We start from the raw sequence: 18,181 nt of genomic DNA, 5'->3' as shown, positions 1-18,181 counted from the left end.
TGGTCAGTTCGTCGGGATTGGCGTGCCAAAGGCCAGGCTGGTGAACGGCACCAGCGAGGTCGAGGTATAGCCCAGGGCGGCGGTGCCGATCGTCGCCCAATCCTGCGTCGCCTGCTCGCACTTCAGCGCCTGGTTGACCCAGGAATAATTCGCCAGTTGCTCGGGCGTGTAAGTGGCTACGATAAATTCGAGGTCGGAGCCGATCGTGACCCATGCGGCGGTGACTTTCGCCAGCATATCGATGAAATTCGTCGCGGCGGTGGCGACATTGCCGACCGCGGTGTTGAGACCGCCAAGATCAGTGATCAGCTGCTGTTTCAGCTTCTCGTCGGCCGATGCCGCGTCGCGCTCGCCGCAATATTTGTTGTAATTGTCGCGTGCCTCGACCGCGTCATGGCCGAGCACGCCGGCCGCCACCGCCGCTGCCGGCCACAATAGGCCGCCAGAGATGATCACCAGCCCGACCGAGACGGTCACCGCCTCGATCGTATAGTTCTTCCATGCTGTATAGGCGGCATCGGCGTCCTGCTGGAACGAGATGACGTCCTTGGCATCCTGCCCGGCGGCGGCGACGGCGTCCTGGTAGAACTGGCTTGAGCTGGCGGTATATTGCTGAATCTCGGTATTGGCCGGAGTCATCGCGGTGTTGAACGTCGCCATGTGCGCGATCAGCGTGTTGACCGTCGCCTGCGCGCTGACTGCCGTCGACTGCAAGCCGCCCTGCCCGGTCAGCACCTCGGCCAGGACCTGGCCGCACTGAGTCTTGGTGCCGCAATTGGCGGGATTGAGCAGCTCCATGAACGCGCCGAGCGTCTGGGTGAAGGTCTGCGACGCGTTGTAGATCTGGTACGCCGTCCACACGATATGGGTGTAGAGATCGGCCGGCGGCGTTGTGCTTTCGAGGAGCGCCGGATTGCTCGCCAGCTCGGCCATTATGATGGTTGGATCGCCGAACTGAGTCGACAGCGCCTGCACGGTCTGCATCGCCGCGATCACTTTCGCCACCTCGTCCGCGTCAGCGAAGGTGCCGTATTTGTCGCTGAACGAGCCGGTGGTGATCGGCAACTGCAGGCCACGCACGATATAAGTCTGAAGATCGAGCCAATCCTGCGTCATCAGGCAGAATGTTGTCGGTGTGGTGGCCGTGTTGCAGAAGGCGGCAAGCGGCGGCTGGAGTGTCGACGGACTAATTACATCCATATTGGTCATAATTACTTCTCTTTCGAATCGCAAAACTGGGTTGATTGCCGAAAGCTAAAGTGACAATACCGGTCCGTCTAGCTAATAATTACGACTCCGGTGAGGCGATAGTTAAATGTCGCGGCATTGTCATATATAGGATTCGCCTGTGGATGTATCCAATACGGTTGACCAGGCGGAGATCGAGCTTTTTCGCGCGCGATTGCAGGTAGAGCCCGTCGTTGCCACCATATTGCGCTCTCCCGCGCAGAATGCGTTGGCATCTATAGCTCAGCTGCAGAGTGATATCCCTACAACGTCGACAACAATCAATACGGTTAACCTTGGTCCATTTTCCCTTGGTGGGTCATGTGACTATGATTGCTTTATCGGCATCTGTGTGAAGACGTACCACTGGAGCTGGAATCTTGATTTTTCGGGAATCCGCCCGCCGTTGCAGCAGTCCGTCCAACAGGTCAGCGACGCGGCCGGTGCATTCACCAGCGCCTTCGCGCCCGCGCGGGACTGGCTGAAGAACACGTTGCCGCAATTCAGCTCCGATTTCGCTGCCCAGGCGTCGACGATCCTCGCCACCAACGCGGCGATCATGCAGGCTGGCGGCGTCGCAACGGCGGCGCAGATCGCCACCGTGCAGGCGGCGTTTGCCGACATCACCGCGGGACTGAGCAACGGCCAGAACCAAATGGCCGGCGCGATCTCTGCCGTGGCGCAATTCGTCAATCAGCTGTCGGCGATTGAGGGTGAGTTGTCGCCGTTCCTGTCCAGCATGCAGCAGTCAATGAACGATTCGGTGACCAACACGCAGAATAATTTCGTCAACGGCATGGACTGTGGCCAGGGCGATGCTGACAATCAGATCAACGTCGCAAAGGCGATGTTCAACACGTCGGTCGCCATCATCCAGGCCAGCTTCGGTACACTGGCCAACGATACCAGCGCAGTCGACAGCGCGACATCGCAATTCGTCGCCGCGCTTGTGACGATACTCGACCAGTATCAGAATGTGGCGCAACAGGTCACCACGGCGGGCAGCTATCCGGCTGGCGTCATCCAGGATTTGCACCTCGATATTGCGGCGAACGAATGGACCCAACTCGCACAATATGCGCAGACAAATATCCAATAGCGCGCACGGCCAACGCCTGGCTCGGCGGGTCGCCGGCCGGCGCTAGTGTAGACCGGTGCGTGCCTCCATTCGCCCGATATTCCTGCTCAAAAGCGGTCGTGCGTTCATCTGAATCGAGCGGCTGGTTCCAGGCGCCATTGTGATTTCGCTGAACGCCCGAGTGTGGTGGTTTTCAGCCCGACGGCTCTCGCTCATGATATTGCGATAGCGGACGCGGAGTAAGCGTTCGGAAAGCCTCCGGGCATCGGGGGCTGTTGGTACCAATGGGCTGCATCGCAATCATGCGCGCGGAACGCGTCCTAGCCTTGAGCACAGCGGCACACGTATCAACGGCTTCGTACCCGCATCCGCCGAGCTAGGCCAGTGGCGCGGTCGGCGTCGGGCTGCGCTCCGCGCCGCGCGCGACGTCTGCGTGCTCATAGACTATCGACCTCCTGGGAAAATGAGGCCCTTGCGCATATGATCGTAAGATAGTAGATCCTACTACAGTGATAGTAGGATATGTTGACGTGGCAGCGCCGAAACTGACTTCGCTCGAACTCCGGATCATGGAAGCAGTGTGGAAGCTCGGGCCCTGTTCGGTGCGCGAGATTCAGGAGGCTTTTCCCGAAGCGAAGCGGCCCGCCTACACGACCGTGCAAACAACGGTTTATCGACTTGAGGCAAAGAAAACCCTGCGCCGGGCCAAGAAGATCAGCAACGCCCATATCTTCGAGGCCACGGTTTCCCGCGCGGCGATACAGGGGCGATTTATCGATGAAGTCCTCAGTATATTCGGCGGCCGGCCCAATCTGCTCATGGCACACATGATCGAGAGCGGACGGCTGACCCAGAAAGACATCGACGACGCCGAAGAGGCTTTGCGCGCACTCGCGGAGAAGGATGAGAACACATGACTCAGCTTGTAATCGACCATCTTTGGCAGTCGACATTGTTCGCCGGGCTGATCGGCCTGTTGACACTGGCCTTCCGTACCAACGGTGCCCATATCCGATTCCTCCTTTGGTTCACCGCGTCCCTGAAATTCCTGGTGCCGTTCTCGCTGATCGTTGGCGCAGGTAAAATCCTGAATGCTCCGGCTCACCCAGCGATGACCCCGTGGCCGGCTATGCTGGACGACTTCCTCGCGCCAACACATGCCGTCAAGACGCCCGGGCCGGGCTGGCACTTCGAGACCATCCTCTGGTTGGCATGGGCCTGCGGCGTGGCGGTGGTGCTTCTTCGCTGGACGCTGCAGGGGCTCAAGTTACGCGCCGCGCTCAAAGCTTCGTCGGCGATACAGATCGAGGCGCCGATCCAGGTTCGGTCGAGTCCTGCGCTATTCGAGCCCGGCCTGTTGGGCTTTCTCAACCCGATCCTCATGCTGCCGAACGGTATCGTCGATCACCTCACCCCAAAACAGCTCGACCTTGTCCTGGCGCATGAACTCTCGCATTGGCGCCGCCGCGATAACCTGACCGCAGCACTACACATGGTGGTGGAAGCATTATTCTGGTTCCATCCTCTCGTCTGGTGGATCGGGAGGCAGCTTGTTGTCGAACGCGAGCGGGCTTGCGACGAAGATGTTCTGGCGGCAGGCGGCGACCCCTGGGCGTATGCCGATAGCATTGTCGCTGTGTGCCGCTTCTATATGAAGTCGCCGATAGCTTGCGCGGCGGGCGTGTCCGGCGCCAATCTGAAGGATCGCGTCGAGAGGATCGTCCGGAACCCGATCGCCGACCGACTGAGCCGCGTCAAAATATCCACGTTGGCGACGCTGGCGTCCGCTACGTTGCTGACGCCGCTGGCGGCGGGGCTGTTGACCAGTGAAGCTGTGGCGCAGCCGGATAGCCCGTTTTCAACGCCCACTGCCGGCATGACGGAGGCGGCGCTTCCAGTCTCTGCCGGGGAGCGGCAGAATTCTGAGGTTCGCCAGTTCAATATCACCGGCAGCCACGTATTTTCGGAAGACAGGCTCCGCGACGAAATGGCGGCCGAGGAAACATATCCGTCTCCCACGCCGGATCCGAAAATCAGCTACGAGCAGGATCGCCTGATCCACTATCAGCAGAAGCTGCGGCGATTTTACATGACCCAGGGCTATGTCGAGTTCCACGTAACCGCTTCTGCCGTCGAGCGTACCCCGGGCAAGCAAGACCTCATCGTCACTTATGCGGTCGAGGAAGGTCCACGCTACAAATTCGGAGACGTCACCATCGACAGCACGATCCGCGACTTCGACGACAAGAAGCTGGCCGAAAATCTGGGGCTCAAGAAAGGCGATTGGTACAACGCCAAGTTGGTAGAGGACGCGGTCGGCTCGCTCAGCGAGACCGCCGGCCGGCTCAGCCACGCAACTGTCGATGTCCGTCCCCAGTTCCAGCGGGACAAAGGCACACTGACGATGGGGCTCAATTTCCACATAAGCGGCCCGAACACGACAGGATTGCCAAAGAGGCCAGGCTAGGTCGCGTACGCCCACTGCCGGACGTCGACTTTTGCGCGACAACGACCCGCATCGTCAGCACGGAAATGTCTGCTCTCGGTGTGGGTCGACAGCTAAAGCCCATAACCGCCATTCGTGCGCGCTTCGTCGCTTCTCGGACTTGGATGTTTATTCATTTCGGTCTGCTCGTCTGAACCGGTCGAGCCTCGGGACGTTTTCGGACCTGAAGGAGGAAAACATGGCAAAGCTATCGGAATCCGACCGGGACAAACTGCCAGCGAGCAAATTCGCTGAACCCGACAAGAGAGCCTACCCGATCGAAGATGCCGCCCATGCCAGGAACGCGAAAGCGAGGGCGAGCCAAGCCGCAAAAGCGGGGCGGATCTCCAAAGCCGAAGAGAGCAAGATCGACAAAAAGGCTGACGCTGTGATCAAGAAGAATTGATGCTGAGCTCCGCTAGCGCTGCAGTCTGGCCCGCCGCGCGAGAAGGCCCATATCCGCACATTCGCGGCGGTTTTGGCGCATCCCGAAACCAGAAGTTCATTCAGGTCGCGTCTGCTGGCAAAAGTGGGCCGCAAGCGGAACGGCCGGTCTTGGGAGAATAGCCTGCTTAGCTGCCACTTATCGGTCAGGTTGGCACTCCCAGATCGTGCGAGCGCTTTGCCATAAAGCTCCCACGATAAAGCTCAAGGTCGACCGGCCCTTGCTGGAACAAACTACGGTCTACACTGAGTCCCGCTATAACGCTTTGGGGAACGATGGGGCGATGGCGGGCGGGTTCGTGGGAACAGCGCTGAAGCTGTCGCGTTGGCCCGAAGCGAATAGCGGCTTTGGACTCACTCGCTTCTTAGCGCCTCAATCGGGGAGAGACGTGACGCCCGGATCGCAGGATAGCTGCCGAAAGCCAGCCCGATAAATGCCGAGAACAAGATGGCGCCGATTGCCGTTCCGGCGCCAATCGGCGCGGGGAAATCAGCGAGATTTTCAAAAACCTGGGCAAGTATCGCTGCTATTGCCAGTCCGATTGAGCCCCCGATTACGCAAAGGACGGCCGCCTCGACAAGAAACTGGTTTCGAATGTCGCTCCGTTTTGCGCCGAGCGCCATGCGCAGACCGATTTCGCGGGTGCGTTCGGTGACGCTCACCAGCATGATATTCATTATCCCGATGCCACCGACGAGCAGGCTGATTGATGCGATTGCAACCAGCACGCCCTGAAAAATCGCCGTTACCACGCTCGATTGTTTCATGAACTCCTCGGTAGTGTTCACGGTGAAGGGGCTGATCTCACCCTTCGGCACATTGTTTCGCGCCCGCAGCACACGGATGATGTTCTGCTTGGCGTTTGCAAGATCGACCCCGTTCTCAAAGCCTACGAACAAGAGCGCAAGATCGTCCGGTCCCTGGCCCGCTGAGGTCGCAAACCGCTGGCGCGCTGTCGTGATCGGAACGAGCGCAATGTCGTCGTTATCGTTCCCGAACGAAGATCCCTTGGTCTCCAAAACACCGATGACCACGAACTGGACGCGAGAAATGCGTACCGCCTGTCCCAGCGGGTCGAAGCTGCCGAATAACTTTGCAGCGACGCTGGGACCGAGCACGACGACGCGTGCGGCGGTGCGAACATCGGCTTCGGCGATGAAACGGCCGGTATCGATTTCGAAATTGGCGACCCGTCCATAATCGGGCGTAACGCCGACCGCCGTCGTGGTCGAGTTCCGTCCCTGGATGACCAGCTGGACGGTTGATCGGAGTTGCGGCGCCATTCCGCTGACGCCGGGAACGAGCCGTTGGATCGAAGCCGCGTCGCGCTCGGTCAGGCGGCCGCGACCGCCCGGCGGCCGTCCGCCCCTAACGTCCGGCTGGGGAAAGACGATCGCCATGTTCGATCCCAACTGGTTGATCGAGTTCATCACACTTGCCTTGGCGCCGTCGCCGATCGCAACTGCGAGGATGACCGCAAGCACGCCGATCAGAACGCCTAAGGTCGTCAGGATTGATCGCATGAGGTTGGTACGCAGCGCGACGAACGCGATCGCGATATTGATGCCCCAGGCTGCAAAGACGCGCGCTACGTTCACGTCGCGCGCCTGCGATCCATGACGGGCGCGTCCTCGATCACCTTGCCATCACGAAACAAAATCCTGCGGCCGGCATATTGGGCGACGTCGGGTTCGTGCGTAACGACGATGACAGTAATACCCTCGTCATTGAGCCGCTGAAAAATGCCCATGATGTCCTCGGTCGTCTTGGTGTCGAGCGCACCTGTTGGCTCGTCGGCGAGCAACATCAATGGCTTAGTCACCAGCGCACGGGCGATCGCAACACGTTGCTGCTGCCCGCCCGACAATTTCGCCGGCGTATGACTTAACCGGTCGCCCAAGCCCATGTCGCGCAGAGTCGCTTCGGCGCGGGCGCGCCGCTCGGCGCCCCCCAAGCCGGCGTAGATGAGCGGTACGGCGACGTTATCGGTCGCCGATGTGCGCGCGAGCAGATTGAACTGCTGGAAAACGAAACCGATCTTCCGGTTGCGAATGTCGGCCAGCTGGTCGCTCGACAGCCCGGCAGTGTCGATGCCGTCGAGCAGCAAACGGCCTGCGCTCGGCACGTCGAGAGCACCGATCATGTTCATGAAGGTGGATTTTCCGGACCCCGACGCCCCCATGATGGCAACGAATTCGCCGCGGGCGATTCTGAGCGAAACACCTGCCACGGCATGAACCGTTTCGCCCCCAAGGACGTAGTCCTTCACAAGGTCATGCGTTTCGAGGAGCGGCGGTTCAGCTTCCGCTGGCATTGTCACTCGCATCGTCGACGTCTTGAAATGCCTTTTTCTTGATGGTCGATCTGCTGCGGATAATCAGCTTGTCCCCCGGCGTGATACCGTTGACGATCTCGACATAATCCTCGCCCTGGAGGCCGAGCGTGACGGTCCGCCGTTGGGGGCGGAACTCGTCTGTGGTGGCGATGTAGACGACAGGCGTGTTGGCAGGCAGATCTTTTTCGCCCGATCGATCGGCGGCACGCGGCCGGAAGCGGAGCGCGGTCGCCGGTACGCGAACGACATTCGGACGCTCACCCGTAATGATCTCGACATTCGCCGTCATGCCCGGCAGCAGCTTCCCGTCCTTATTGTCCACGTCGAGGATCACGAGATAGCTGACGACGTTCTGCAATTCAGTCGCCGACTTACGAATCTGGCGGACCGTCGCCGCAAAGGTCTCGCCGGGGTAGGCGTCAACCGTGAAACGCACAGGCTGACCGTCGCGCACCTGACCGATATCGGCTTCGTCGACTGATGCCTCGACTTGCATCCGCGTCGTGTCAGCCGCGATTTCGAAGAGATTGGGCGTCTGAAAGCTTGCCGCGACCGTGGTACCGGGTTCGACGAGCTTGTTAATGACCACCCCGCTTGCGGGCGCGATGATGGTGCTACGCGAAAGATCGAGCTCCGCCGACGAAAGCTCTGCCTGGGCCTGCGCGATCTGTGCGCGCGCGCTCGCCGCCTGTGCGGCGGCGGTGCGCGCGCCAGCGCGCGAAGCCGCCAATGCGTTGGCAGACGTGTCCAACCCGGCAGTCGATAAGTAGCCGCTCTTCGCCAGCGAAGCGCGGCGGCGATAATCGCGCTCTTGAGTGCCGGTGTCCGAATGGGCCCGGCTAATCGATGCCTCGGCTTGGGCTAATGACGCCTGTGCCAGCGCGACTTGGGCGCGCGATTGCTGGACGCGTGCACGAAGGCGCGTTGGATCGATTTCGGCGAGCACTTGCCCCTTGGTCACCGGAGAATTGAAGTCGACAAGGACGCGGGTGATCTGGCCCGAAACCTCTGCACCCACCTTTATCGTGTTCAGTGCGCGAAGCTTGCCTGAAGCGGTGACGCGGCGCACGACTTCGCCCCTGTCCACGGCCTGCGTGACATATTCATAGGTCCTCGGCGTGGGGTGCAACGCCCACCAAAGCCCCAGAGCAAAGACAACGCCGATCGCGATCGACCACCTGGGATGGCGCCCGACCCAACCCCGTGTTCTCTGCAACATTACCGATCCCCGCTTTGCCCGTTGTCGTAACCAATGCGGGCCTGGGTCGCCTAGCCCGATTCCAGCCAACCAACGCTCAACGCTGTCTTCAAGGAAAGGAGGCTCGACGTCAAACCACTAAATCTACGAAGAATACCCGATAAATCCGCTCGTTGCCCCGGCCAGCGAGCAAGACTGCCTCGCCCGCAGGTTAACTGAAAGTTGCGATTGCACCATCTATCCAGTTCTGGTGTCCAAGGTGAACGAATTCGGGGGTCTTCGGCCGCGCGTCACCTGGACGGAACGCATCCGGCATTTTTGGGTCTTGCTGGTGCTCGGCATTGGTGCGTTGTCGTTGCTGGCCATGGGCTTGGCCGTCGTGATGTTCTTCGCGATGTTTTTCCTGCCAAGCTATGAATATCTGACCGATAGCAGCTTTCTCACCCCCGTGCTTGCCCAATGGCTAGTGATCATCGCCATGGTTCCGTGCATTGGAATTGTGCTCACCGGACCAGGCCCATCGTTACAGGGGCTTTTTTCGGGGCTAGTCATGGCCGGCATCATCTTCTGGAGCCTGGTTATGCTGCTCTATTCAGGTTCCTACATCGCAACGCAGTTGCGCTTCCGCGATGCCAGACAGGTGACTTACGTCTTTCGCATCGCGGGAGAGAAGTTTTGCGGCAACTCGGAGTGTGCTGAGTTGTTCTGGGAGGGCAATGCCGCCCCGAAGATTCACATCGGCCACTTCGCAGCCAGGGCGATTCGCGAAAGCGCTGACTCTCGTCACGTTCCAGATCCTGCCTGGTTAGGGCACTCGGAGTCGATTACTGACTATTGCGTCCGTTTGCCGGTTCAAATTGCTGGAGAATTGGCGCGAATCCGCGTGCGCAAATTCTATAATTTTACAACGGCCGACTTCATCGCCTGCCCGGCGGACGCGGAGATCCTTCGGCACTGGCCACCCCGGAGGCCAACAGCGCTGGCAGCTTGACTTGGTGGGTACCCATCTTCTTCAGTGCCACTATCTGCCCCTCCTGGCGTTGACCGATTTTCCGGCAAAATCTGGGGCGGCTCCCGCCCGGCAGCTGCGCGGCAACGAAGACCCAATGCCGGACGCTCAGCGCTCACGGGCCGATGCCCAACAGCGGTCGCCCGTTCATCTGAGTCGAACGGCTGGTTTCAGGCGCCGTTGGAATTTGCCTTAATGACCAAGCGTGGTGGGAAGCGGACCTTGCGCCCGTTGCGATCCCTCGCCAATCTCCGTGAATGGCAGACGATCAGGTTCGCGTGAGAGCACCGCAAGCCTTCCCGCCTATTCGGGAACACCGGCCTCGCACCGTCATCCGGTCTGGACCATAGGGCTTCTGCAAAGCCAACGCCATCTATCCTGACACTGTCGAAGGACATTTAGCGTGCGCCATCGTGTGTGTCTTGACAGACGCGTGCTTCGGCAAGCTCCACGCGACTGGCTGTTGGGCCGATATAGGAAGTTTTTAATAAAATTCGCTATTGAGGCGGCATGGCACGACTTCGCTTCTATCATACCACTCTGCCTATCGCGATGGGTTTCGCCTTCCTGTACGTCAGCCGTAACTTGGAATCGGTTGGCGACCTGCATTCGGTCTCCGGAAACGCATCGGGCGCGCTGACCTATCATTTGGCGAGTTTGCTCTGCCTATTGGGGGCGTTCGCTTGTTTCATCTTTGCCGGCGTCAAGATCGCGCGCCATTTTTGGGGGCGCAATGATCGGTCTGTGCCGCCTCCGCCACCCGCACCGTTGTCGCGCGGGCGGAAGGAGGCAGAGGCGGACGATACGCTGTTCGATCCGGACGCCATTATGGCTCGGTACTTGGCGGAGCGGAACGCGGTTGAGACAAAGACGTCCTCGTCACAACCTTCATCTCTAGAGCCCATGCCTCGCAGCTTCGGGCGCAAGTCGAGCTGACGTGATAATCGGGGTAGCTGACTCTGCTCGTAGTACGCGATCCCTAAGCCTCCCGATCGGGATCGAATTTGGGGAATGGCCGGGATGGGGACGTCGGCACGTTGGTTTATGGCGGTGACTGACAAGGCGGCCTTCATTCGGCACTTTAAACGATTGCAGCTTTTCGTGGCGGTGTTCGCGGTCGTGGTGTTCGCGACGGCGAGTGCCGCTCCGCGCTGGATGTGGCTCGCCGCGGAAAACTTTCGTCTGAATGGCTTGAGGTTGTGGAATCCAGAAAGGCGGGTTTTGTATTGAGGCGTGGGCGTCCTTGCCGTCTGGCGCAGGAGTTTCTGCCGGGTATACTGATCAACTACCATATGGTCGGCTAGGGAAGGATGCTTCCACTCGCCTCGTCGACGACGCGACCATTGGCATAATGCAATACCCCGGGGATCGGCGCCAGGCGGTTGATGTTTTCCGTGCCGGGCTCCACATACGAACCGACAGCGTGATAGACAGCCGGGTTTCTGGGGAATGTCGCCACCAGTGCCGGCACGGCTATATTCTTATCCGCGGGGCGTATCGCCGCCCCTATCACTTCGTTGCCAAAGCTCTTCCCCCATCCCGTTTCGGCCGCAAGTTCAGGGATGGTGGATTTCTGTTCGACCGTATCGAACAGGAAAGTCCCCAGATCAGTGATCACGCCAGGTGCCGCATGGAACCCCACCGTGCCAAGGCAATTGCACGTGTCGAGAACCGAACCGGAGAGCGTGGCGGCGCTCGATCCGTAAAAGACGTAGTCGCCGGGGATGATTTCCAGAAGATAGAGATGAAAGTCCCCCTTGCCTTCGAAGCTCATGCCTTTGGTGACGGCAAAGACATTCTTCGGCCCTTTGTACTCGAACTCACATTGCTGGATCGGCGGCGACGCGTTGTTTGCCGCTTCCTTCTGACTCTTGTCGCCCGCTGGCGGAGCGCCCGGGCACGTGGCCTGCTTCGCGGCCAGGTAATTCGCCGCTTCCGCCTCGGTCGGCGTGCGCAGGAAGACCGGCTGAGTGGGTGCGAGCTTAGATTGGGTCTGGTCGACGCGCAGCAGGATGTAAGCGCGGTCGGGGCGGACCGCGATCGCGCCCGCATGGATGGCAATGACGCCCGTACCGTCATCCGCAAAGGCCGGCAGTGCCAGTGCGAACATGGATAGAAGGAGCAGCGCGAGATGTTTCATGGCGCGATCCCTTGGTTGCCGGATTGCGCCCTGGAAGCGAGCTTCGCCTGCCGCAGCAGAGCGTCGCGCACCGTGCCCTTGTGGATCTGCAGCCAGATGTCTTTCGTCACGGCAAACCGCCGATAGCCGCGCGTCGCCATGCAGCGCCGGAGTTTCGTATTGTCGAGGTTCCGCGCAATGACGGCATCGATCATGGGAAGAAACACCGCCGCCAGCGTCGTCTGGGCCAAGTCGTCCAAAAGGCGGCCCGAACCAGAGATCGTTGTCCTTTCCTCCTTGCGATGCGGGACCTCGATCCACGGCACATACCCCGGAAGATGCAGCGCCGGTCCATCCTCGAGAAAGCGGTAACAGTCGGCAAGATCGCCATAGGCCTCCGCGAACGACACTCCCTCCTTGGCAAGATAGAAGAATTTCACCTTGTCGGTCTCGGCGCTCGGCGCCGGCGCCGTGAACGCGGGAAGATCGATGGTCGTGACATCTGGCAATGCCGTCTGCGCCGCCGCCTCGGAGGGCGAAAGCAAGCCGAGGAAGAGCGACAAGGCCAGGCCAATCGCCGTGAAGACCGGAGCTCCGGTAAAGGTCGCCGTCATCTCAATCCCCTCTCACGCATGAGATCCCCAGGCAAAACCTATATGGTGTCAGCAAGAAGATGCTCGACTACCGCTTGAGAATTAGCGGCGCTCAGATAATTTATGAACGACGTCTCGCTAAGGCAAATCGAGCGCCCTAATAGGATCGGGCTCCAGGCCTCATCCCCCATACACGGGATTCCGGTGACAGTGCGTTGATCTTTAGAACATCCCATTGATTACATTGATAATTTTCCATTGTCCCGACATCGAAAAATGTCAGCACCCGCATGACATCTCCAACACCGCACCTCAATTCAACCTGCACCCCGCCGCCGCTATTCGGGCGCCATGACCCGCGAAAATCCGACGTGCCGATCAACCCCGCCGCGGCAAAGCCGCGTCGTCGGACGACACGGCCGAGGACAAGCTCGGCCGGTCGCCGGCCGGCATTCGGCTGATCCTCGCCCAGCTCCCGGATCGCTTACGCGATCCGCTCGGTGGTCTCGGGCCTCATGCTCACGCGTCGTCGCCCATCCGGAGCGCGGCGATGAATGCCTCCTGCGGAATGCTCACCGAGCCATATTCCCGCATCCGCTTCTTGCCCTCTTTCTGCTTGTCGAGGAGCTTGCGCTTGCGGCTCGCATCGCCGCCATAGCATTTCGCGGTCACGTCCTTGCGCATCGCCGCGATCGTCTCGCGCGCGATCACCTTGCCGCCGATCGCCGCCTGGATCGGGATCTTGAACAGATGCCGCGGGATCAGGTCCTTCAGCCGCTCGCACATGCCGCGCCCGCGAGCCTCGGCGGTGCCGCGGTGGACGATCATGCTCAGCGCATCGACCGGCTCGTTGTTGACGAGGATGCCCATCTTGACGAGGTCGCCCTCGCGGTACCCGATCTGGTGATAGTCGAAGCTGGCATAGCCCCGGCTGATGCTCTTCAGCCGGTCGTAGAAATCGAACACCACTTCGTTGAGCGGCAGCTCATAGGTCACCTGCGCCCGCCCGCCGACATAGGTCAGGTTCTTCTGGATGCCGCGCCTGTCCTGGCACAGCTTCAGGATCGAGCCGAGATACTCGTCGGGGCAATAGATCACCGCCTCGATCCATGGCTCGGCAATGCTGGCGATCCGGCTCGGGTCGGGCATGTCGGCCGGGTTGTGCAGCTCGATATGGCCGCCGCCGTGCATCAGCTCGATCTGATAGACGACCGAAGGCGCGGTGGTGATCAGGTCGAGATCATATTCGCGGGTCAGCCGCTCCTGAATGATCTCCAAATGCAGCAGACCGAGGAACCCGCAACGGAAGCCGAAGCCGAGCGCAGCGCTGGTCTCCATCTCGAAGCTGAAACTCGCATCGTTGAGCCGCAGCTTGGAAATGCTCTCGCGCAGCTTCTCGAAGTCGTTGGCATCGACCGGGAACAGCCCGCAGAACACGACCGGCTGGACTTCCTTGAAGCCCGGCAGCGGCTCGGCGGCAGGGCGCTTGGCATCGGTGATCGTGTCGCCGACCCGGGTCTGCGCGACTTCCTTGATCTGCGCGGTGATGAAGCCGATCTCGCCGACGGCGAGCTCGCTCAGCTGCTCGATCTTCGGCCGGAAGCAGCCGACGCGGTCCACAAGGTGGAGCGTGCCGGTCTGCATGAACTTGATCTGCTGGCCCTTTTTCAGCACGCCCGCCATCACCCGCACGAGGATGACGACGCCGAGATAAGGGTCGTACCAGCTGTCGATCAGCATCGCCTTCAGCGGTGCGTCGATATCGCCCTTGGGCGGCGGGATGCGGGTGACGACCGCTTCCAGCACTTCCTGGATGCCGATGCCCGATTTCGCCGAGGTCAGCACCGCGTTCGAGGCATCGAGGCCGATGATCTCCTCGATCTCGGCCTTCACCTTGTCGGGGTCGGCAGCAGGCAGGTCGATCTTGTTGATGACCGGCACGATCTCATGATCATGCTCGATCGACTGATAGACGTTCGCCAGCGTCTGCGCCTCGACGCCCTGCGCCGCATCCACCACCAGCAGCGCGCCCTCGCACGCGGCCAGGCTCCGGCTCACCTCATAGGCGAAGTCGACATGGCCCGGCGTGTCCATCAGGTTGAGCTCGTATTCGAGCCCGTCATTCGCCTTGTAGCGCAGCCGCACGGTCTGCGCCTTGATGGTGATGCCGCGCTCGCGCTCGATATCCATATTGTCGAGCACCTGCTCGGACATTTCGCGGTCGCTCAAGCCCCCGGTCGCCTGGATCAGGCGATCGGCGAGAGTCGACTTGCCATGGTCGATATGCGCGATGATGGAGAAGTTGCGGATTCTGGAAAGATCGGTCGACATGATCGGCGCGCGTTAGCAGGCGCGACGCCAGATGCGAAGGGGGATGCGAAGCAGGATGCGGAGGGGGCCATCCGTCGCATTTTCGTCGCTAACCCAGAATACATCCGAAAATGGCGGAAATCGCCTACCCCCGCATCCGTGGCTGTAGTAAAAGCGTATGTCACGGTGCCGACGGGGGTCGCAGCCACGCACCGTATGGCTGACCGCGCTCACCGGCAGAGGCCGGGATCGCGATTGCTGTCGCTTCGCCTTTTTGCGGAGCCAATGGGAGGAGATGTTTCTCGTGAAGATGTTTTTATCCGCCGCCGCTTTATGCGCGCTCGTCGCCGCCACCCCCGCCCTCGCCAAGGAGAATCGCGGATCTTCGGCCTATCAGATGCAGAAGAATGGCGAGCTCAACATTCCGGTCTGCCGTCACCGCATCGGCACCATCGCGATCGTCGAGCCCGACACGCAGTGGTGGCGTGAATATAATCTCGGCAGCCCCGAGGCGATCATCAAGATCTTCGTCCAGAAGTCGGGCTGTTTCGGCCTCGTCAACCGTGGCCGCTCGATGGCCAGCCGCAACATGGAACGCGCCATGGCGGATTCGGGCGAGCTTCAGGATAATTCGAACCTCGGCAAGGGCCAGGTGAAGGCCGCCGATTACTTCCTCCAGCCTGACATCGTCACCGCAAACGCCCATTCCGGCGGCGGCGGCGCGGGCGCCGCGCTCGGCGGGCTGCTCGGTCACGCGGGGGGCTTCCTCGGCGCGGCCGGCGCGGTTGCCGGCGGCATCAACGTCAACAAGAAGGAAGCGAACGTCACCCTGTCGGTGGTCAATGCCCGCACCACTGAGGAAGAGGCGCTGACCGAAGGCCATGCCCGCAAGTCGGACGTGAGCTGGGGCGGCGGTGCAGGCGCATTCGGCGGCGGCGCTTTCGCTGCTGCCGGCGCCGGTGGCTATCAGGATACGGCGATCGGCCAGGTGATCGTGCTCGCCTATCTCGACGCCTATATCAAGCTGGTCGGCCAGCTCGGCGGCCTGCCCGAGAATGCGGCTGAGGCAGCCCCGCTCGCCAAATAAGCGCTGACAAAGGGCCCGCCGCGCATCCGTGCGGCGGGCCTCTTGCTTGGTGGCGCAGGCGAAGCAACCACGCTAGGAGACGGGAGCCCCCTTACGTGGAGACTCACCCGATGAAGCACCTCGCCGCCCTGCTCGCCGTCGCCGCCTTCACTGTTCCCGCCACCGCCTACGCCGCCCTCCCGGTCGGCGCCAAGGCGCCCGACTTCTCCACCGAGGCAGCGGTCGGCGGCAAATCCTTCACCTTCGCGCTGAAATCGGCGCTGAAAAAAGGCCCGGTCGTCCTCTATTTCTTCCCCGCCGCCTTCACTTCCGGCTGCACGATCGAGGCGCATGAGTTCGCCGAGGCAAGCGACGAGTTCAAGAAGAACGGCGCGACACTGATCGGCCTGACCGCGGGAAATGCAGACAGGATCAAGGAGTTCTCGGTCCAGGAGTGCCGCAACAAATTCCCCGTCGGTCTCGCCACCCCGACCACGATCACCGGCTATGACGTGACGCTGCCGCAAAAAGCCGGTTGGACCAACCGCACCTCTTATGTGATCGCCCCCAACGGCAAGGTCATCTACATGCTCTCCGAGCCGAGCCCCGAGGGCCATGTCAAAGGCACGATGGCCGCGGTGAAGGCCTGGAAAGCCAAGAAGAAGGGTTAAAGGCCGGCCGCCTCGATAGCCGCCAGCGCGCTGTCGAGGCGGGCCTCCCCGCTTCCCCCGACCAGAGTCCAGCGCACGCCGCGCCGCTCCAGCTCCGCGCGCGACAACTCGAAGAAGCGCCGCCGCTCCTCGGCCCCGCCGAACAGCCGGGTGCCGTCGTCAATCCAGGGCAAGTCCATGTCGAGCAGCAGATAAAGATCCGCCGGCTCGTCCCAGGCATCGAACCAGGGATGGCGCTCACCGAACAGCATGTCAGCCCAAACCGCGGTCATCAGCGGATCGGTATCGGCGATCAGCCGCCTGTTGCAGCGCCGCTTCAGGCTGTCCGTCATCGCCACATGAGTCCGCGCGATCGCGAGCAGATCGTCCATGACGAGATCGGTGCCGAACGCCTCGCACCAGGTCCGGCCATATTCGGGCATCAGCACCGTCCCGAAATGATCGGCAAGCTGCCGCGCCAGCGTCGACTTGCCGACGCTCTCCGGCCCGTGCAGGCAGATCGTCCGCGCATAATGGCCGCGCACCGGCGGCGGCAGCGCACGCCAATGCGCCCATGGATCGGCCCGTATCTCCGTCGCCGAGATCGCCGCCGCCTCCCGCCCCGGATCGATCGGCCGCCAGCGCGCGCCCACCTCAGCCGCCAGCCGCGCGCCATAGCTCTCCGAGGCGAACACCAAATCGATCGGCTCGGGATGCGCCGCCTGCACGATCCCCCGCCAGATCGCCCAGAACTCCGCATGCTCGCCCGGCTCCTGCGGCACCACCGCATCATGGCCGATCACCCTTGCAGCGGGGAACAACTCGCGCATCCAGGCCAGCCGCAACGGCCCCGGCACCGGGTCATCGGGCAGCCAGCACACCAGGATCGTCAATTCATCGACCAGCGCCAGCGCCGCCTCGCACAGCAGCTGGTGCCCGGCATGCGGCGGCATGAACTTGCCGAGCAGAAAGCCGCGCGTCACGCCGCCGCCATCCGCCGCTCGGCCCCGCGCCAGCCGATCAGGCCCCAGATCGAGAGCAGCAGGAACACGCCGTACAGCCCCGCCGTCAGCCACAGATCCTTGGCCGCATAAAGCCCGATCGCCAGCACATCGACCGCGATCCACAGCACCCAATTCTCGATGAACCGCCGCGACATCAGCAGCTGCGCCGCCACGCTCAGGATCGCGACGCCACCGTCCCACCACGGATAGGCAGCGTCAGTGAAGCGGTACATGCCCCACCCCCACATCGCCGTCGCCACCGCGCACCCGACCGCCCAGCCAAGCCGCGCTTCGACGCTCAGCCGCACCACCGGGACATCGCCGGTCTGCGCCGCGACGCGCGCCCAGTGCACCCAGCCATAGATCTGCACCACGAAGAAGAAGACCTGCAGCAGCGCATCACTGTAGAGCCGCGCGCCGAAGAAGATGTGCGCATAGAGCACCACCATCGCGATCCCGAACGGATAATTCCACAGGCTGCGTTGCACGACCAGCACGACGTTGATGAGACCGAGCGCAACGGCGATCGCTTCGAGCAGGGACATTGCCCGGCGATACAGACGGGAGGCGAGCGGGTCGAGCCCAGCTCATCCAGCCCCCTCTTCTCAAGCCTTGCCCTGCCGCGCGCGTTCGCTAGCATCGCACCAAACAGCAGGAGAGCG

At 61.5% G+C, this 18,181-nt stretch carries 18 protein-coding genes; 9 read left to right on the top strand and 9 right to left on the bottom strand.

What is annotated here, in order from left to right:
* Positions 1-3 precede the first annotated feature (3 nt).
* Entirely contained in the window at positions 4-1,209 is a 1,206-nt protein-coding gene (locus AC1DVS_RS12385; protein ID WP_478023392.1) for a hypothetical protein, read from the bottom strand.
* A 139-nt stretch (positions 1,210-1,348) separates the two neighbouring features.
* On the opposite strand from AC1DVS_RS12385, the gene AC1DVS_RS12380 reads away from it, so the two are divergent.
* From AC1DVS_RS12380 to AC1DVS_RS12365, 4 genes are all read left to right on the top strand, one after another.
* On the top strand, positions 1,349-2,326 hold the full coding sequence (locus AC1DVS_RS12380) for a hypothetical protein (protein ID WP_478023390.1): 978 nt from the start codon (positions 1,349-1,351) through the stop codon (positions 2,324-2,326).
* Positions 2,327-2,835: 509 nt separating this feature from the next.
* Positions 2,836-3,222, top strand: coding sequence for a BlaI/MecI/CopY family transcriptional regulator (locus tag AC1DVS_RS12375; RefSeq protein ID WP_478023388.1), 387 nt, complete (start codon positions 2,836-2,838; stop codon positions 3,220-3,222).
* Positions 3,219-4,772, top strand: coding sequence for a M56 family metallopeptidase (locus AC1DVS_RS12370; protein WP_478023386.1), 1,554 nt, complete (start codon positions 3,219-3,221; stop codon positions 4,770-4,772). Before AC1DVS_RS12375 ends, AC1DVS_RS12370 begins: the two co-directional genes overlap by 4 nt.
* Positions 4,773-4,989: 217 nt before the next feature.
* A complete protein-coding gene (locus tag AC1DVS_RS12365; protein ID WP_478023384.1) occupies positions 4,990-5,196 on the top strand; it encodes a hypothetical protein in 207 nt (68 codons plus the stop codon).
* Between the two features lie 392 nt (positions 5,197-5,588).
* Here AC1DVS_RS12365 and AC1DVS_RS12360 read toward each other — a convergent pair whose 3' ends face one another.
* The 3 genes from AC1DVS_RS12360 to AC1DVS_RS12350 form a co-directional block, all read right to left on the bottom strand.
* The gene (locus AC1DVS_RS12360) at positions 5,589-6,758 is read right to left on the bottom strand and encodes an ABC transporter permease (RefSeq protein ID WP_478023745.1); all 1,170 of its coding nucleotides are present in this window, start codon (positions 6,756-6,758) and stop codon (positions 5,589-5,591) included.
* A 71-nt stretch (positions 6,759-6,829) separates the two neighbouring features.
* The gene (locus AC1DVS_RS12355; protein WP_478023382.1) at positions 6,830-7,549 is read right to left on the bottom strand and encodes an ABC transporter ATP-binding protein; all 720 of its coding nucleotides are present in this window, start codon (positions 7,547-7,549) and stop codon (positions 6,830-6,832) included.
* Complete coding sequence (locus AC1DVS_RS12350) at positions 7,533-8,789, bottom strand: efflux RND transporter periplasmic adaptor subunit (protein WP_478023380.1); 1,257 nt, start codon at positions 8,787-8,789, stop codon at positions 7,533-7,535. The genes AC1DVS_RS12355 and AC1DVS_RS12350 overlap by 17 nt, the downstream gene beginning before the upstream one ends.
* A gap of 238 nt (positions 8,790-9,027) precedes the next feature.
* Here AC1DVS_RS12350 and AC1DVS_RS12345 point away from each other — a divergent pair, with 238 nt between their 5' ends.
* The 3 genes from AC1DVS_RS12345 (at position 9,028) to AC1DVS_RS12335 (ending at position 11,007) form a co-directional block, all read left to right on the top strand.
* Positions 9,028-9,759 carry a hypothetical protein gene (locus AC1DVS_RS12345; protein WP_478023378.1) on the top strand — a complete coding sequence of 244 codons (732 nt, stop codon included), beginning with the start codon at positions 9,028-9,030 and terminating at the stop codon, positions 9,757-9,759.
* 528 nt (positions 9,760-10,287) lie between these two features.
* The gene (locus AC1DVS_RS12340; protein ID WP_478023376.1) at positions 10,288-10,713 is read left to right on the top strand and encodes a hypothetical protein; all 426 of its coding nucleotides are present in this window, start codon (positions 10,288-10,290) and stop codon (positions 10,711-10,713) included.
* Between the two features lie 75 nt (positions 10,714-10,788).
* On the top strand, positions 10,789-11,007 hold the full coding sequence (locus tag AC1DVS_RS12335; RefSeq protein WP_478023374.1) for a hypothetical protein: 219 nt from the start codon (positions 10,789-10,791) through the stop codon (positions 11,005-11,007).
* Between the two features lie 70 nt (positions 11,008-11,077).
* Here AC1DVS_RS12335 and AC1DVS_RS12330 read toward each other — a convergent pair whose 3' ends face one another.
* The 3 genes from AC1DVS_RS12330 to lepA form a co-directional block, all read right to left on the bottom strand.
* Positions 11,078-11,917: a hypothetical protein gene (locus AC1DVS_RS12330; RefSeq protein WP_478023373.1), complete on the bottom strand. Its 840-nt coding sequence runs from the start codon at positions 11,915-11,917 to the stop codon at positions 11,078-11,080.
* Positions 11,914-12,510, bottom strand: a complete 597-nt coding sequence (locus tag AC1DVS_RS12325) for a hypothetical protein (protein ID WP_478023371.1) — start codon at positions 12,508-12,510, stop codon at positions 11,914-11,916. Before AC1DVS_RS12325 ends, AC1DVS_RS12330 begins: the two co-directional genes overlap by 4 nt.
* 498 nt (positions 12,511-13,008) lie before the next feature.
* A complete protein-coding gene (lepA, locus tag AC1DVS_RS12320; protein ID WP_478023370.1) occupies positions 13,009-14,820 on the bottom strand; it encodes a translation elongation factor 4 in 1,812 nt (603 codons plus the stop codon).
* 274 nt (positions 14,821-15,094) lie between these two features.
* Here lepA and AC1DVS_RS12315 point away from each other — a divergent pair, with 274 nt between their 5' ends.
* Both AC1DVS_RS12315 and AC1DVS_RS12310 read left to right on the top strand, forming a co-directional pair.
* Positions 15,095-15,886, top strand: coding sequence for a CsgG/HfaB family protein (locus AC1DVS_RS12315; protein WP_478023368.1), 792 nt, complete (start codon positions 15,095-15,097; stop codon positions 15,884-15,886).
* Positions 15,887-15,996: 110 nt separating this feature from the next.
* The gene (locus tag AC1DVS_RS12310) at positions 15,997-16,536 is read left to right on the top strand and encodes a peroxiredoxin (RefSeq protein ID WP_478023366.1); all 540 of its coding nucleotides are present in this window, start codon (positions 15,997-15,999) and stop codon (positions 16,534-16,536) included.
* On the opposite strand, the gene AC1DVS_RS12305 is transcribed toward AC1DVS_RS12310, so the two are convergent.
* Both AC1DVS_RS12305 and pnuC read right to left on the bottom strand, forming a co-directional pair.
* Entirely contained in the window at positions 16,533-17,498 is a 966-nt protein-coding gene (locus AC1DVS_RS12305) for an AAA family ATPase (RefSeq protein ID WP_478023364.1), read from the bottom strand. The two genes, AC1DVS_RS12310 and AC1DVS_RS12305, sit on opposite strands and share 4 nt — an antisense overlap.
* On the bottom strand, positions 17,495-18,064 hold the full coding sequence (gene pnuC, locus AC1DVS_RS12300; protein WP_478023363.1) for a nicotinamide riboside transporter PnuC: 570 nt from the start codon (positions 18,062-18,064) through the stop codon (positions 17,495-17,497). The genes AC1DVS_RS12305 and pnuC overlap by 4 nt, the downstream gene beginning before the upstream one ends.
* Between the last annotated feature and the right edge of the window lie 117 nt (positions 18,065-18,181).

The organism is Sphingomonas sp. P3_C5, assembly GCF_056402635.1.
Note: the sequence above shows the minus strand (reverse complement) of the source record. Positions and strands in the feature narration are given on the sequence as shown.